11 protein-coding genes are annotated in these 15,700 nt (G+C 70.5%); 4 read left to right on the top strand and 7 right to left on the bottom strand.

Annotation, left to right across the window (positions count from 1 at the left end; all coding sequences use genetic code 11):
• Positions 1 to 100: 100 nt before the first annotated feature.
• Positions 101 to 1,003 carry an NAD(+) diphosphatase gene (gene nudC / locus VC184_RS08185; protein ID WP_274177935.1) on the top strand — a complete coding sequence of 301 codons (903 nt, stop codon included), beginning with the start codon at positions 101 to 103 and terminating at the stop codon, positions 1,001 to 1,003.
• Positions 1,000 to 2,754 (top strand): ATP-dependent helicase, encoded by a 1,755-nt coding sequence (locus tag VC184_RS08180; RefSeq protein ID WP_323985722.1) that lies wholly within the window; start codon positions 1,000 to 1,002, stop codon positions 2,752 to 2,754. Before nudC ends, VC184_RS08180 begins: the two co-directional genes overlap by 4 nt.
• Before the next feature lie 747 nt (positions 2,755 to 3,501).
• Here the strand turns inward: VC184_RS08180 and VC184_RS08175 are convergent.
• Positions 3,502 to 4,911, bottom strand: coding sequence for a zinc-dependent metalloprotease (locus tag VC184_RS08175; RefSeq protein WP_112614898.1), 1,410 nt, complete (start codon positions 4,909 to 4,911; stop codon positions 3,502 to 3,504).
• A 125-nt stretch (positions 4,912 to 5,036) separates the two neighbouring features.
• Here VC184_RS08175 and VC184_RS08170 point away from each other — a divergent pair, with 125 nt between their 5' ends.
• On the top strand, positions 5,037 to 6,161 hold the full coding sequence (locus tag VC184_RS08170; protein WP_112614896.1) for a YlbL family protein: 1,125 nt from the start codon (positions 5,037 to 5,039) through the stop codon (positions 6,159 to 6,161).
• Between the two features lie 41 nt (positions 6,162 to 6,202).
• A complete protein-coding gene (locus VC184_RS08165) occupies positions 6,203 to 9,109 on the top strand; it encodes a UPF0182 family membrane protein (protein ID WP_323985720.1) in 2,907 nt (968 codons plus the stop codon).
• 148 nt (positions 9,110 to 9,257) lie between these two features.
• Here VC184_RS08165 and VC184_RS08160 read toward each other — a convergent pair whose 3' ends face one another.
• From VC184_RS08160 to mvk, 6 genes are read right to left on the bottom strand one after another with little or no spacing between them, the layout of a single operon-like run.
• A complete protein-coding gene (locus VC184_RS08160) occupies positions 9,258 to 10,412 on the bottom strand; it encodes a hydroxymethylglutaryl-CoA synthase (RefSeq protein ID WP_112614892.1) in 1,155 nt (384 codons plus the stop codon).
• Positions 10,409 to 11,455, bottom strand: a complete 1,047-nt coding sequence (locus VC184_RS08155) for a hydroxymethylglutaryl-CoA reductase (RefSeq protein ID WP_323985718.1) — start codon at positions 11,453 to 11,455, stop codon at positions 10,409 to 10,411. Before VC184_RS08155 ends, VC184_RS08160 begins: the two co-directional genes overlap by 4 nt.
• The gene (fni, locus tag VC184_RS08150) at positions 11,452 to 12,531 is read right to left on the bottom strand and encodes a type 2 isopentenyl-diphosphate Delta-isomerase (protein WP_112614888.1); all 1,080 of its coding nucleotides are present in this window, start codon (positions 12,529 to 12,531) and stop codon (positions 11,452 to 11,454) included. The genes VC184_RS08155 and fni overlap by 4 nt, the downstream gene beginning before the upstream one ends.
• Positions 12,521 to 13,669, bottom strand: a complete 1,149-nt coding sequence (locus VC184_RS08145; protein WP_274177930.1) for a phosphomevalonate kinase — start codon at positions 13,667 to 13,669, stop codon at positions 12,521 to 12,523. Before VC184_RS08145 ends, fni begins: the two co-directional genes overlap by 11 nt.
• Positions 13,666 to 14,634 carry a diphosphomevalonate decarboxylase gene (gene mvaD, locus VC184_RS08140; protein WP_274177929.1) on the bottom strand — a complete coding sequence of 323 codons (969 nt, stop codon included), beginning with the start codon at positions 14,632 to 14,634 and terminating at the stop codon, positions 13,666 to 13,668. Before mvaD ends, VC184_RS08145 begins: the two co-directional genes overlap by 4 nt.
• A complete protein-coding gene (gene mvk / locus VC184_RS08135) occupies positions 14,631 to 15,635 on the bottom strand; it encodes a mevalonate kinase (protein ID WP_274177928.1) in 1,005 nt (334 codons plus the stop codon). The genes mvaD and mvk overlap by 4 nt, the downstream gene beginning before the upstream one ends.
• Between the last annotated feature and the right edge of the window lie 65 nt (positions 15,636 to 15,700).

The following is a 15,700-nucleotide window of genomic DNA, read 5'->3' as shown; positions in this document are numbered from 1 at the left end:
ACGGACGCGGCTAGAGTGAAGGGAGAGCGAGCCATGCCATCAGGGTAGGTCGGGCGGCCGCGCAGGCCGACGCGCCACGCCCGCGAGAGAGGTCCCCGAGATGCGAATGCAGCCGCCGGCGCTGGCCCGGTCCGTCTTCGAACCGTCACCGGAAGAGCGCTCCGATGAGACGCTCATCGATCGTCTTCGTGCCGACCCGGCGACCCGCGTCGTGCAGATACACGGTGACCGTGCCCGTGTTCGCGGGAACCGACTCGTCTGGGACGAGCCCGCGGCTGTCGAAGAGGCCGGGGACGCCACCGAATGGGGCTTCCTCGGACGTGCCGTCGACGGTTCGGCGCGGCTCGTCGCGGCTGTCGCGTCGCCGGTCGACGGCGATGACGCGGGCGCGTGGGCGTCGCTGCGGATGTCGGGGGGCGACCTCGTCGACGAGGACGCGGGTGCCTTCGTGACTGCTGTGGCCCTCGGACGCTGGTTCTCGGATTTCCGGTTCTGCCCGCGCTGCGGTTCCCCCGCACGGCTGCGGTCGGCGGGGTGGTCCCGCGCGTGCAGCGGGTGCGGTCGTGAACAGTTCCCACGGACGGATCCCGCGGTGATCGTCGCGGTTCGCGACGTTCGCGACGAGCGACTGCTGCTCGGGCAGAACGCGGCCTGGGCCGTGGACAACCGGTTCTCCACCTTCGCGGGGTTCGTCGAAGCGGGTGAGTCACTCGAGACGGCCATCCGCCGCGAGGTGGCCGAAGAAGCGGGCGTGGTCGTCGATGACCTCGTCTATCGAGGCTCGCAGGCGTGGCCTTACCCGCGCTCGCTGATGCTCGGGTTCCACGCCGTAGCCGCAGATGCGCCGGCGGCCCGGCCGGACGGCGAGGAGATCGTCGCCGTGCGATGGTTCGACCGCGAGGAGATCCGCAGTTCGCTCGCCGGCGCCGGGCCGGTGAATCTTCCCGGCACCGCCTCGATCGCGCGTCGGCTCATCGCGGACTGGTGCGGGGACGCGGCGTGAGCGACTCGCTCGCCGGCCTCGACGAACAGCAGCGCGAGGCCGCCTCGGCGTTGCGTGGCCCCGTCTGCGTCCTCGCGGGCGCCGGGTCGGGCAAGACCCGGGTCATCACGCACCGGATAGCCCATGGCGTCGAGACCGGGGCGTACTCGCCGAGCCGGGTGATGGCGGTGACCTTCACCGCCAAGGCCGCGGGCGAGATGCGGGGCCGCCTCCGGGCGCTGGGCGTCGGGGGCGTGGCCGCTCGAACCTTCCACGCCGCCGCCCTCGCGCAGCTGAACTACTTCTGGCCGCAGCTCGCCGGTGACGCGGCCCCCACGATCCTCGGCAGCAAGGTGCGGCTGCTCGCTCAGGCTGCCGACACCATCGGCGTCGATCCCGACCCGGCGGTGCTTCGCGATGTCGCGACACGCATCGAGTGGCGGAAGATCACGATGCGCTCTATCGAACGCTATGCGCTCGATCGTCCCGAGCCGGTGGGGTCTCTCTCGCTGGACGCCGTCGTCGCGCTGCAGCGCGCTTACGAGCAGCTCAAGGACGAGCGCCGGCAGCTCGACTTCGAAGACGTCCTCCTCGCCTGCGCGGGAATGCTCGAAGCCGAGCCGCGTGTCGCCGCCGAGGTTCGTGAACAGTACCGGCATTTCACGGTCGACGAGTTCCAGGACGTCTCACCCGTCCAGCACCGGCTGCTCGAGCTCTGGCTCGGTGAGCGCCGCGATCTCTGCGTCGTGGGCGACGCGAGCCAGACGATCTACTCCTTCGCCGGTGCCGACCCGTCGTATCTGCTGGACTTCGGGGTGCGCCATCCCGATGCGCGCGTGCTGCGACTCGAGCGGAACTATCGATCAGAGGCCGGCGTCGTCGCCGTGGCGAACTCGCTCATGCGGGGTCGTCCCGGCGCGCTCGAGCTCACCGCGAACCGGGCGACACCCGACCATCCCCGCCCGACGATCCGTGCGTTCGCCGACGACAGCGCGGAAGCCGACGGCGTGGCGGAAGCAGTCGCCGACCAGATCGCTCGGGGCATCGATCCGCGCGACGTCGCCGTCCTGTACCGCGTCAACGCGCAATCCGCACCACTCCTGGCGGCCCTGGCTCGGCGCGGCATCGCCGCGGCGGTGCTCGGAGGGAAGCGCTTCTTCGACATCCCCGAGGTGCGTCAGGCCGTCATGGCGCTGCGGGGTGCGTCGGTCGCCCCGTCGTCGGGCGACCTCGTCGGAGACGTCCGCTCGATCCTGCGTTCGCTCGGGCTGACAGACGAGCCGCCGCCGGCGGGCGGGCCGCTCCGTGATGCCTGGGAGGCGCGCGCGGCGCTGCTCCGTCTCGCCGAAGAAGCGCCGGCGGGCACCACGATGCGGGCCTTCACCGACGAGCTCCAGGTGCGCGCGAAGGACCAGCACGAGATCCCGACCCGCACGGTGACGCTGTCGACGCTGCACGCCGCGAAAGGGCTGGAGTGGGACCACGTTCACCTCGTCGGCCTCGCGGAGGGACTGCTGCCCATCGCTTACGCCACGACCTTCGAGCAGATCGACGAGGAACGGCGCCTGACCTACGTGGGGGTCACGCGGGCAGCGCGCACGCTGACGATGTCGTGGGCCCGGGCGTCGGGACGGTATGAACGCCAGGTGTCGCGCTTCGTCCGGGAGATCGGCACCAGCACGCTGGATGAGGTTCGTGGTCGCGCCACGCCGCCTCGGCGGTCGACGCCAGCACGGTCAGCGAGCGGGTCCGCTCCGTCACCGGCGCGCTGATCAGACGCATCGCCGTGGCGCATGCCGCGGCGATGGCGGCGGGCTCGGTGGGAGAACAGGGCCGGGCGAGCAGTTGCGCGGCAAGCACCGGCCACGCGGCATCCTGAGCGCGACGGTGTTCGTGAAGGCACGCCAGACATCCGGTGCGACCGGGAACGACGAGCGGCCCCACGGTGACCTGGTCGCCGGCGAGCTCGAGGGCGAGATGCGGGATGTCGCGGGCCACGAGGGATGCGGCCCGGCGTGGCTCGACCAGCCGGGAGGCGACGAGGATGACGACGCCGGTGGAGTCCGGGTTGGTTGACGCCCGCAGCCGTGCACCGGCCGCCGCGAACGCATGGTCCACCGCGGCCCGATCTGCGGCCGCGACCTCGTCGCCGAAGGACACGGTGACGGACACGGGGGACCGGGGCCGAACCAGCACGGGACGCAGCGACTCGCGCAGGAGTTCGATCTGAGCCGGGTTCGCGCCGCCTTCTCGAGCGATCGTGTCGAAGAGCTCGTCGGGGATGCCGGTCACCAGCGCGTGCAGCAGCCGTTCATGCCACGATTCGACCGGCTCCAGCACGATGCTTCCCGGCTCGTGGCCGAGCTGCACGGCGGTGGGGGAGCGCCACAGCGGCGCAGCGGAGGGCGCGAGACGGATCATGCCTCGATTCTCGGCTCGGGCCGTGGTCCCGGGGGCGGTCTCCACAGGAAGCATCGCGTCGGACTGACGAAGAAGCAGTGGGGAGGAGACGCGGCCGCTCAGACGGGCGAAGGCCCGCCGGGTCCGTCGTCGTCCCGCCGCGTCCGATCCTCTTCCGGGGCTTCGTGCGTCGAATCGTCGCCCTCGGCCGCGGAGGCCAGCAGCGCGTCCAGCGCGTCGTCCATCTCGTCGCGTTCGGGTGCCTCGCCGCGTGCCCGCGCCTGCAGACGCGCGATGAGAGCCGACGGATCGTCGACATCGGCGGGTGCCGGCATGAGGTCCGGGTAGTCCCACAGGCTGTCGCGGGCGTCGCGCCCGACGGCATCCGTGATCGCGCGCCACATCGCCGCCGCCTCGCGCAGACGACGCGGCCGCAGCTCCAGGCCGACCAGCGACGCCATCGCCTGTTCGGCGGGACCGCCGACGGCACGGCGACGACGCACAGCCTCAGCGATGCGGTCCGCGGCGGGAAGACGCGTCGTCGCGTCCGCGGACACGACGTCGACCCAGCCCTCGATCGTGGCGAGCAGGTGCTCGAGGCGCGTGAGCGCGGCGGACTGGGCCTCGGATCGCTGGGGGAGCAGCACGCCGCTCTCGAGCGCCTGGCGGAGCTCCTCGGGCTGAGAAGGATCGAAGCGCGAGGCCAACTCCTCGAGGGCGTCGGTGTCGACGTGGATGCCGCGTGCGAAGTCCGTCACCTGCGAGATCACGTGCAGGCGCAGCCAGCGGGCGTGTCGGAAGAGCCGAGCATGGGCGAGCTCGCGGGTGGCGAGGGAGAGAGCGAGCTGCTCGTCGTCGATGCCCAGGTCGCGACCGAAGTCGGCGAAGTTCTGGGGCAGGATCGCGGCTTCGCCGTCCGGCATGACGGGGATGCCGACGTCGCCGCCGGAGACGACTTCGAGTGACAGCTTTCCGACCACCGCGCCCAGCTGCGCGGCGAACAGGGAGCCGCCGACCGTCCGCATCAGGCGACCAGCGCCGGCGATCATGCCCTGCATGTCTTCCGGAGCCTGCGATTCCAGGGCCGCGGTCAGCGCGTCGGCGACCGAGGTTGCGACCGGCTCGGCGAGTTCCTGCCAGACCGGGAGGGTCGCTTCGACCCACGCCCCGCGGGTGAGGGCTCGCGGCGGCGTGGCCAGATCCGAGATCGTGGTCGCCTCGCTCAGCCACAGCGTGGCCAGCGCGAACGCCTCGGAGAAGTCCTGCTTGTCGCCTGCGCTGATGCCGTGACCGTCCTTATTGGCCAGGTGCAGCGCCTGCGTCCGCGTCGCGCTCCAGTCGACGCCGCCGTCGCCGCCCGCGGCGAAAGCGCCCTGGAGATGCTGCACCATCTGCTGCAGCATCGCGGGGTCGACGCCCATTGCCGACAGGCGTTCGAGCTGCTCGGGCCCGAGCGTGCCGCCCTGGCCCAGCAGGCTGCGGAGCAGCTCCTGGAACTCGTCCTCGGGAGAGCGGTCGTCATCAGCCATGTCAGGCGCCTTTCAGCAGGGCGGTCAGCTCGCGTTCTACGCTAGCCGCACGACCTCGTCGCACGGCGCGAACGGACCTCGTTCGCTTTCGCCGGTCGCGAACGACCGGGACCAGAAAGCAGCACGTGTCACTTTTCGACGAGAACGCACCCGCCCCTGCGCCCCGGCGCCGCCGCATGAGCCGCGCCTCACTCGCGGGTCTGTGGGCGGTGTCCTTCTCCCTCATCGCGCTGCTCATCCTCACCGTCGTGCCGACGTCCTTCGTGATCCAGCGCCCCGGGCCGGTCTACGACACGCTCGGTTCCGTGGCCGCCGGCGACGGCGAGCAGCGCCCTCTCATCAGCGTGTCGGGTGCGGAGACGTTCCCGACGTCGGGCTCGCTCGACCTGCTCACGGTCGAGGTTCTGGGAAACCGCGAGCGTACGCCCTCGTGGCTGGAGCTGGCGGCCGCCTGGTTCGATCCGGCCCGCGCGGTCGTGCCCATCGACGAGATCTTCCCCGCGGGCGTGACGACCGAGCAGCGCAACGACGAGAACGCCGCGCTGATGGTGGACTCCCAGAAGGAGGCCACCGCCGCCGCCCTCTCCGAACTCGGGTACGACGTCACGTCGCTCGTCCGTGTCTTCCAGCTCGCCGACGACTCGCCGGCGGCCGGTCTCCTCGAGCCCGACGACGTCATCCGCTCGGTCGACGGGGAGTCCGTCGCGACCACGGCGGCTCTGCGAGACGCCGTGAACGCCGCGGGCGGACGTCCCCTCACGCTCGAGGTCGATCGCGCGGGAGAGCGGCTGTCGGTCGAGGTCACCCCGAAGCAGATGACGGTCGACGGCGAGACCCGGTGGGTCATCGGCGTCACGATCGCGCAGGACTTCGACTTCCCGATCGACGTGACGCTTCAGCTCGACAACGTCGGCGGCCCGAGTGCGGGCATGATGTTCGCCCTCGGCATCATCGACACGCTCACCCCCGGAGAGCTGACCGGCGGGGAGCGTTTCGCCGGGACCGGCACGATCGATGCGACGGGCACCGTGGGCCCGATCGGCGGTATCCGGCAGAAGCTGTACGGCGCCAAGGATGCCGGAGCCGAGTGGTTCCTCGCCCCGGAGCGCAACTGCAACGAGGTCGTGGGTCACATCCCTGATGGCCTCCGCGTGTTCTCCGTCGCGGACCTCGACGACGCCCTTTCGGTGGTCGAGACCGTCAGCACGGGCGGCGATCTCGACGCTCTTCCGACCTGCACCGCGGGCTGAGGCTCGGCGTCCCCCCAGCGGGCGGCGCCTAGGATGGAGGGGTGACCACGACCTCAGCGCCGAACCCGGCCACACCCAGCAGATCCCGCCGCGCCGTCGGCATCACCCTCGCCGTCATCGCGGCCGTGGTGGTGGCCTTCTTCATCTTCGCGAGCCTCTACGCCGATTGGCTGTGGTTCCGTCAGCTCGGCTTCGACGGCGTCCTGGTGACTCAGTGGACCGCCCGCGCGATCATGTTCGTCGTCGGCTTCGTCGCGATGGCGGTGCCCGTCTGGCTCTCGATCCAGCTCGCCTACCGGTTGCGGCCCGTCTATGCCCGCCTGAGCTCGCAGCTCGACCGCTATCAGGAGGTCGTCGAGCCGCTGCGTCGTCTGGGCATGTGGGGCATCCCGACCTTCTTCGGCTTCTTCGCCGGCTTCGCCGCTTCGGCGCAGTGGGAGACGGTGGCCCTCTGGCTCAACGGCGGCACCACCGGCACCGCCGATCCGCAGTTCGGGCTCGACACCGGCTTCTACCTGTTCACGCTGCCGTTCCTCTCGGCGGCCGTGGGCTTCGTCTCGGCGATCGTCATCGTGTGCCTCCTGGTCACCGCCCTCGTGTCGTACCTCTACGGCTCGGTCCGGGTCGGCCAGCGCGAGCTGCGGATCTCGAAGTCGGCGCGCATCCAGCTCGCCGTCATCGCCGGCATCTACCTTCTGGTGCAGGGCGTGAGCATCTGGATCGACCGTTATCGCACGCTGGTCACCCCGAATGACCGCATCACCGGGGCCGGGTACGTGGACGTCAACGCCGTCATCCCGGGGCAGACGATCCTCGCGATCGCCGCCGCGATCGTGGCGGTGCTGTTCTTCGTCACTGCGATCATCGGCCGCTGGCGCTTCCCGCTCATCGGCACCGGCCTCCTGGTCGTCACCTCGCTCGTCGTCGGCGTCGCCTACCCGTGGTTCGTCAACAACGTGCAGGTGCGGCCGAACCAGCTGACCCTCGAGTCGCAGTACTACGAGCGCAACATCGAGGGCACGAAGGCGGCCTACGGCATCTCCGGCCTCGAGAAGACCGACTTCCAGGCAGTGACCGACGTCGAGCCGGGTCAGCTGCGGGCCGATGCCGACACGACCGCTTCGATCCGCATCATGGACCCCGCGATCATCGGACCGACGGTGCGGCAGATCGAGCAGTACCGCTCGTACTACCAGTTCGCCGAGCCGCTCGACGTCGACCGCTACGAGATCGACGGGCAGTCGCAGGACACCGTGGTCTCGGTCCGCGAGCTCAACGTGAACCAGCTCGGCGACGCGGCGTCCTGGTACAACACGACGCTCGTCTACACCCACGGTTACGGCATGGTCGCGGCGAAGGGCAACGAGCGCACGGCCGACGGCAACCCGGTCTTCGTCGAGCGAGGCATCCCGGCATCCGGTGAGCTGACGAACGGCCAGGAGTACGAGCCGCGCGTGTACTTCGGCGAGTTCTCGCCCACGTACTCGATCGTCGGGGCGCCCGAGGGGTCGTCTCCCATCGAGCTCGACTATCCGCGCGGGCAGGAGGGCGAGAGCCAGACGAAGACGACGTTCGAGGGAGACGGTGGTCCGTCCATCGGCGACGTCTTCCACCGCCTGATCTACTCGCTGAAGTTCCAGTCCACCGACATCCTGTTCTCGGACGCCATCAACGAGGACTCGCAGATCCTCTACGACCGCGACCCGGCGACGCGCGTGCAGAAGGTGGCGCCCTACCTCGAGCTCGACAACGACCCGTACCCGTCCGTCGTCGACGGACGCATCGTCTGGATCGTCGACGGCTACACGCTGAGTGCGAACTACCCGTACTCGTCGATCGTCAGCCTCAGCGACGCAATCTCCGACTCGTCGAACCCGCAGCCCCGTGTCGCGCTCGACAACATCAACTACATCCGCAACTCGGTCAAGGCGACCGTTGACGCGTATTCGGGCGAGGTGACGCTGTACGCGTGGGACGAGACCGACCCGCTGCTGCAGGCCTGGCAGAAGGTCTACCCCAACACGCTCAAGCCGATCAGCGACATGAGCGGCGACCTGATGAGCCACGTGCGGTACCCGACCGACCTGTTCAAGGTGCAGCGCGCCATGCTCGGCACCTACCACGTCGACACGGCGCAGTCGTTCTACTCGCGCGACAACGCCTGGAAGACGCCGAACGACCCGCAGCAGGACACGCAGCTGCAGCCGCCGTACTACCTGACGATGAAGATGCCCGGCCAGGACGCCCCGTCGTACTCGATGTTCTCATCGTTCATCCCCGGCGGTCAGGACACTCGTAACGTCCTGATGGGCTACCTGTCCGTCGACTCCGACGCCGGTTCCGAAGCTGGTGTCGTCAGCGGTGAGTACGGCAAGCTCCGGATGCTCGAGGTCAATGCCGAGACGCCGGTTCCGGGTCCCGGCCAGGTGCAGAACACGTTCAACGCCGATCCCGTCGTGTCGTCGTTCTCGAACATCCTGCGTCAGGGTCAGTCGGAGGTCATCAACGGCAACCTGCTGACACTGCCCGTGGGTGGCGGTCTGCTCTACGTCCAGCCCGTCTTCGTGCAGTCGTCCGGAGCTACCAAGCTGCCGACGCTCCAGAAGGTGCTCGTCGGCTTCGGCGACCAGGTCGCCTTCGAGGACACCCTGCAGGAGGCGCTCGACAAGCTGTTCGGCGGCGACTCGGGTGCGAGCACCGGAGACACGGATGTCGTTCCCGAGCCCAGCCCCGGCGACGAGGCGACTCCGGGCACCGGCGACGGCGGAACGGCGCCGACGACTCCCGCCGCGGACTACCAGGCGGCGCTCGACCAGGCGCGCGATGCTCTCGCCGAGCGCAACACGGCGATGCAGAACGCCGACTGGGCGGCGTACGGTGCCGCAGATGCCAAGCTCACGGAGGCGATCTCGCGTCTGCTCGAGCTCGGTGAGCAGGGCGAGAACTGACCCCACCTGAAACGGAGAGAGGGCCCCGACCTCGGTCGGGGCCCTCTCTTCGTCGTGTCCTGCTTCTTTTCACCGCCGAGGATGCACGAACGCACGGTGCCCAGGGGCTGGGACCGTGCGTTCGTGCTCTCTCGCGAAGCGCGGGGCGTCAGTCGCGGGTGTAGCGGCGGGCGCGCCCTGCGAGGCCGGCGAAGTGGAACGGGCCGGGGGAGGCGGCCGCGATCTCGACGTCGACGGTGCTGTCGCGGTGCGTCGCGTCGTGGAGCTCACGGTAGGTGGGGACATCGACTGCGGTCCGCGCGGCGAGGATGGCCTCGGTCTCCGCGCCGCGGGTCGCCTCGCGGTAGCCGGGCTGGACGACGAGGGTGAAGAACTCGCTGACCGACCCCGAGCCGTAGCTGAAGAGCCCGATGCGCGAACCAGTGAGGTCGTTCTCGCCGTCCAGGAGCGCTGCGAGAGCGATGTAGAGCGACGCCGTGTAGGAGTTACCGATCCGGCGGTTGTAGCCGGTGGTCGCGGTCACGAGCTCGGGGTCGAGTTCGACGCCGACGTGCTGACCGAGCGCGCGATGCGCCTTCACGGCCATCTTGGTGAACGGCTGGTGGTGGCAGAACCAGTCGATCTGATCGATGTCGACGCCGCCGCGCGACCGGTAGTCGTCCCACGCGCCTGCGACACCGTCGAGGTAAGCGCTGACGGAGAGCTTGCCGTCGACGACCGCGGTGACGCTGTCGTTGGGACGCCAGAAGTCGTCGACCTCCGCAGTGTAGACGCCGGCGGCGGTCTCGAGGACGGCGAGCGCCGGCTCAGCCGACACGAGGAAGGCGACCGCCCCTGCACCCTGCGTCGGCTCAGCCGCGGTGTCGAGCTCGTACCGGGCGACATCACTGGCGATGACCAGGACGCGCTCGTCGGGGTTGCGCGCGATGAGACCGGCCGCAGCCTGAAGGGCGGCCGTCGCGGAGTAGCAGGCCTGCTTCAGCTCGACGACGCGGACCGAGCGGGGGAGGCCGAGCAGCTCGTGGACGTGCACCCCGGCAGCGCGCGACTGGTCGATGCCGGTCTCGGTGGCGAAGAACAGGGTCCGGATGCCGTCGACACCGTGCCGGTCGATGATGCGCTGCGCGGCCGCGGCGCCCATCGTGACGATGTCCTCGTCGAGGCCGGGGATGCTCATCTGCTCCTGGCCGAGCCCGATGCGGAACTTCGCGGGGTCGATGTCCGCGCGTGCGGCGAGGTCGTCGAGCTCGACGACGTGCGAGGCCGTGGCGACAGCGAGGTCGTGGATGCCGATGGTGGTCACTTCGTGGAATCCTTCCGGCGCTCGAGGAGCAGGTGCGACTGCATGAGCTCCCCGGGATTGGTCTGGGCGGCGAGCAGCGAGAGCTCGCCGCAGAGGACGGTGGCGGCGATCAGCCCCGCGAGGCGTCGGGCGTTCTCGCCGGAGGGACGCTCCTCACGGCAACCGAGGCGCGCGAGAGCGTCGTCGACGGCAGGCAGGTCCTTGCCGTTGCCGACGGTGCCGACGATGAGGTGGGGCAGCGTGCACGAGAAGTACAGGTCGCCGTCGCCGCGGACCTCGGCCCAGGTGAACCCCTGCGAGCCCTCGACGATGTTCGCGGCGTCCTGACCCGTAGCCAGGTAGAAAGCCAACAGCATGTTGGCGTAGTGCGCGTTGGCGGAGCGCAGCGCTCCGGCGATCGTCGAGCCGACCAGGTTCTTCTGAACGTTCAGATCGACGATGCGCTGCGCGGTCGACCGCAGCTGCTTCTGTACGAGGTCTGCGGGGATCACGATCTCGGCGATGACGTTGCGCCCGCGGCCGAGGATGCCGTTGACGGCCGTGGCCTTCTTGTCGGTGCAGTAGTTGCCGGAGATCGAGCCGTACGAGAGCTCGGGGTGCCACGAGAGCACGCGCTCCATGAGCGTCTCCGCGGCGAAGGTCACCATGTTGTGGCCCGAGGCGTCGCCGGTCGTCAGCGCGAAGCGGAGGTAGAGCAGGTTGCCGACGACCTCGGTGTCGAGGTCGATGAGCTTGGCGTGGCGGCTGCGCTCCGAGACGGCGGCAGCGAGCTCGTCGAAACGGGCGACGATGGCGCGCGACGCAGCGACGGCGGCCGCCGCCGACTGGGCGACGAACAGTGACGAGCGCGTCATCCGTTCGTCGATGACCGTCACGCGGATGCCGTCCTCGACGAGCCGCGAGATGCGCGCGCCGCGGCCGACCGAGGGCCACAGCGGCGACTCGTAGGTCGCGAGCGGGACTTCCTGCTCGGTCTCGACGTCTCCGGTGAGCCGAAGCGGTCCCACCCACCGCAGGGGGATCGGGGTGAACTCGGCGCTCATCGCGCGTCCTTCCCGCCGGCGCGACGCGCCAGGCTGTCGATATCGATACCGCGGGCTCGCGCGAACTCCGCCGCGCGTCCGTGGATGATCAGGTCGGTACGGCGGAGATCGTCCGGACGGGTCGCCCCCACCAGGGAGTGCAACGCCGTGAGGTGGTCAGACCATTCCCGGATACGGGAGATCAGCGCCTCCGCGCCGCCGTCGAGCACGACCGAGAGGAACGAACCGGAGGCGCCGACCGCACGCGCGCCGAGCGCGAGGCCGCGCGCGACGTCGAGGGGCGTGCGGACGCCGCCGGACGCCAACAGCACGGGCGCGTCGGCCGGGGCCTCGAGCAAGCACTCCACCGCGGACTGTCCCCACCCGGCCAGGTACGCGTAGTCGCGGCCCGATCGCCGGTCGTTCTCGATGCGCATGAAGTCGGTGCCGCCGACGCCGGACACATCGGCGAAGCGCACACCCAGGTTCCCCAGACGGGACAGCGTGGCGGCGCTCAGACCGAACCCCACCTCCTTCACCACGACGGGCACCTCGACGGCGGCGACGATGGCCTCGAGCGAGGCCGGCCAGCTCGAGAACGAGCGGCTGCCCTCGGGCATCACGGTCTCCTGCATGGCGTTCACGTGCACCTGGAGAGCGTTCGCCTCGAGGGCGTCGACGGCGCGCCGCGCGTCTTCGGGAGACCGTTCGATCCCGACATTGGCCATGACGAAGCCATCGGGGTTCTCGTCGCGGATCACGCGGAACGTCCCCATGAGGTCGGGGTTGTCCAGCGCGATGCTCAACGAGCCCGATGCGATCGCGACGCCGGTCTCACGCGCGGCGATGGCGAGGTCGCGGTTGATCGCACCGGTCGAAGCGCTGCCGCCGGTCATGGCGTTGACGTAGAACGGCAGTGCCCAGCGGGCACCGGCGACCTCGACGCCGAGATCGACGCGCTCGGCGTCGACACCGGCGAGGGCATGGTGGACGAAGCGGACGTCGTCCCAGCCGTTCGGCCGCGGCGGCTCCTTCTGCTGTGCGGCGGCGAGACGGACGTGGTCGTCCTTGCGCTCGGAAGCCAGTTCAGCCGGCATGATGCTCTCCTTCCGGCGGGTGCACGCCGATCGTGAGGTGTCGGATGTCGTTGGTCTCCCAGACCCGGAGCATGCCGGCGACGTCAGCGCCCGCGGGCGCGAGCACGATGCCGCAGTCGCCACCGCCCGCCCCGGACGGCTTGGCTGCCGCGCCGATCGCCTCGGCCGCGTCGCAGAGGATCCTCAGGCGGTCGGTCTCGATCGTCACACCCGTCCGTGCTCCGAGCGCCTGCAGCAGGCGACGGTTGCGCCGGATCGCGTCGAGCGCGAGCGCGTCGTCGGAGGCAGCGCGGGGCGGTGTCGTTCCGGGCGGCGAAGCCGCGAGCGCGCGCCACAGATCCTCCACGCAGGCGCGAGAGGCATCCAGGAAGCCCGTATGCGCGCCGTCCGCGACGTCGGTGCCGCGCGAGACACCGCTGACCAGGCGCTCCGTCGACGCCGGGTGCCCCGTCCAGCCGACGAGCAGGTCGAGTCCCGCGGGAGGCGCGAGACGTGTGATCTCCGTTCCTCGCCACGCGTCCGAACCCAGGACACGGGCGACGTCGTTCTCCGCGCGCGCCGCGCGCAGGCGGTCGCGGTCGGGGGAGCGATAACCGATCCAACCGCCGTAGGTGCTCGCGGCGACGTCACCACCGGAAGCATGGGGGGCGACGGCGATCGTGGCGAGCATGGCGAGCTCGTAGCGGCCGCGTGTGCCCAGGTCGAATCCGTAGAACCGGTCGATCGCGGCGATCGTCGCGACGGTGACGGCAGCCGACGAACCGAGGCCGAACTTGCGTCCGCTGGGGTCGTCGAGCCCGCTCTCGATGAAGAGGTCGAAGAAGCGGGGACGCAAGCCCCGCTCGGCGCGCAGACGCTCGGAGACCTCGATCGCGGCGATGACGTAGTCGTAGGGGTGGTGCTCGCGATCGAGCGTCAGCCCGTCCTGCCCCCGGGTCCAGCGCACCGGCATCCGGCTGTACTCCGGCGAGTGGATGCTGCCGGCGTCGACGCTCTCGGACAGCGACACCGTCAGGTAGCGGTCGACGGCGATGAGCACGGATGGCTCACCCGGTGAGACCACCGCATACTCACCGGCCACGAACAGCTTGCCGGGCGCACGCGCGACGATCGCGCGGGTCGAGTCGACGGTGGTCATTCGCCCGCTCGCGAGACGAGAGCTGCGGCGGGTCCGGGGTGGGCGACAGCGAGCTCGGCGAGACCGTCGAGCGCGGCAGTGACCGCATCGACGGACGCGGGCCGCGTCAGGATCACGACGTTCGGTCCGGCATCGGCGGTCGCCCAAGCTTCGACGCCGGACTCGCGCAGGGCCGAGATGCGGTCGAAGATCTCGACGCTCACGGGGCTCAGATAGCGGATGGGCGGGTCGCACGACTGGATCAGGGCGTGCATCCGCAGGGCGTTGACCTCCGTGATGCGGCCGAGGCGCTCGACATCGCCGTCTCGGCATGCTTCCGCGGCTGCTTCGAGGCTCTCGGCCGTCGACGAGACCCAGGCGGGGTAGAAGGGCGAGGTGAGCACCGTGCGGCGCATCGCCTCACGGCTGGACACCGGCTTCTCGCGCTTCTCCACCATCGCCACGACCATCGCGAGATCCGGCGCTGCCACGGGCTCGGCGAAAGAGGTCTCATCGCTGTCGCCGGCGTGCCAGATGGCGAATCCGGGGATGACCGAGCGCGACGCCGATCCCGAGCCGCGGCGGGCGAGTCGGCTCAGGGAGCGGGTATCGAGGTCCAGCCCGTAAGCCGCGGAAGCGGCGACGGCCAGCGCGGCGAAGCCCGAAGCGGACGACGCGAGACCGGCGGCCGACGGCACGGTGTTGACTGTCTCGACGCGAGCGGAGAGCGTGCTGCCCGCCATCTCGCGAACGATGTCGAGGAATCGCGTGACCCGCTCGGAGGGTCCGTCGACGCGCTGCTCGCCGTTGAAGACGAGGACGTCGCCGGACGCTCCCTCGTCGAGGCTGACGGTCGTCGTGGTGGGGAAGATGTCCAGCGTCATCGACAGGCTGCCCGTTGCGGGGAGGTTCAGTGCGCTGTCGCGCTTGCCCCAGTACTTCACGAGCGCGATGTTCGGGTGCGCGATGGCTGTCGCGGTGCTCATGCCGCTCCTTCGACGGTGGTGGTCCAGACCGCGGCGGCGCCGGCGCGGGTGAGTCGGTCGCCGAGCTCGGCGGCGGATGCCGCGTCTCGAGCGAGCGCGAGGACGCAGCCGCCCCGGCCGCCGCCGGTCAGCTTGGCGCCCAGGGCGCCGCCGGCGGTCGCGGCCTGCACGAGGTGGTCCAGCGCCGGATCGCCGACGCCCAGGCCCGTCAAGAGGACGTGGGCGCGGCTCATCGCGCTTCCGATCGCCTCGCGGTCACCCGTCGAGACGTCGCTGCGGAGGTCGGTCGCCAGCGCGCCCAGCTCGTCCAAGGCGGCTTCGACCGCGCGCGGATCGCTCTCCCGCCGCTGGGCGACGGCGGCGACGGCTTCACGGGTGCGCCCCCGGACTCCGGTGTCCGCGATGACGAACACGAGATCGCGCCCGACGGAGACGGGCTCGATGCGGCCCTGATCGAACCACACGGCCGCCCGAGCGCGCACGGTGCGCGCGTCCAGTCCGCTCGGTGCGCCGTGGGCGGCGCGCTCGGCCGTCTGGATGAGCTCGTGCATCGTCTCGTCGTCGGCCGCGAAGCCGCACGCTCCCAGCACTGCCTCGATGACCGCCGCGGACACGGCGGCGCTCGACCCGAGCCCGCGTTCGGCCGGGATGCTGCTGTCGATCGAGATGTCGAGCTCGGCGCCCGGCCTGCCTGCCGCCGCCAGTGCGGCGCGCATGGCTGTCAGCGTGACGTGCAGCCGCTCGGGCGCTCGGGCGATGGGGCCGTGGAAGAGCGTGCTGGCGAGGTGACCGGGGCCTTCGGCCGGCTGCGCGTGCGCCTCGACTCCGAGAGCGTTGACCGGGATCGCGATCGCCGGGCGGCCGTACACGACGGCGTGCTCGCCGAGGAGGATAGCCTTCGCACCGGCGCGGCCCGTCGCTCCGGGCTCCGCGGCCGAGCCGTGCGTTGCCACGTGCAGATGGGCGTCCGGTGCGATGGGGACGTCGGTCGGTGCAGTCATGGAATTTCGTCGAGCGTAACAGTCCGCCCCCGGGCGAGGCCTGAGTGGCCATGGATGTGCTCCGG

The organism is Microbacterium plantarum, from assembly GCF_035231185.1.
In the GTDB taxonomy this organism is placed as follows: domain Bacteria; phylum Actinomycetota; class Actinomycetes; order Actinomycetales; family Microbacteriaceae; genus Microbacterium; species Microbacterium plantarum.
This window is presented reverse-complemented; position numbering and strand designations above follow the sequence as displayed.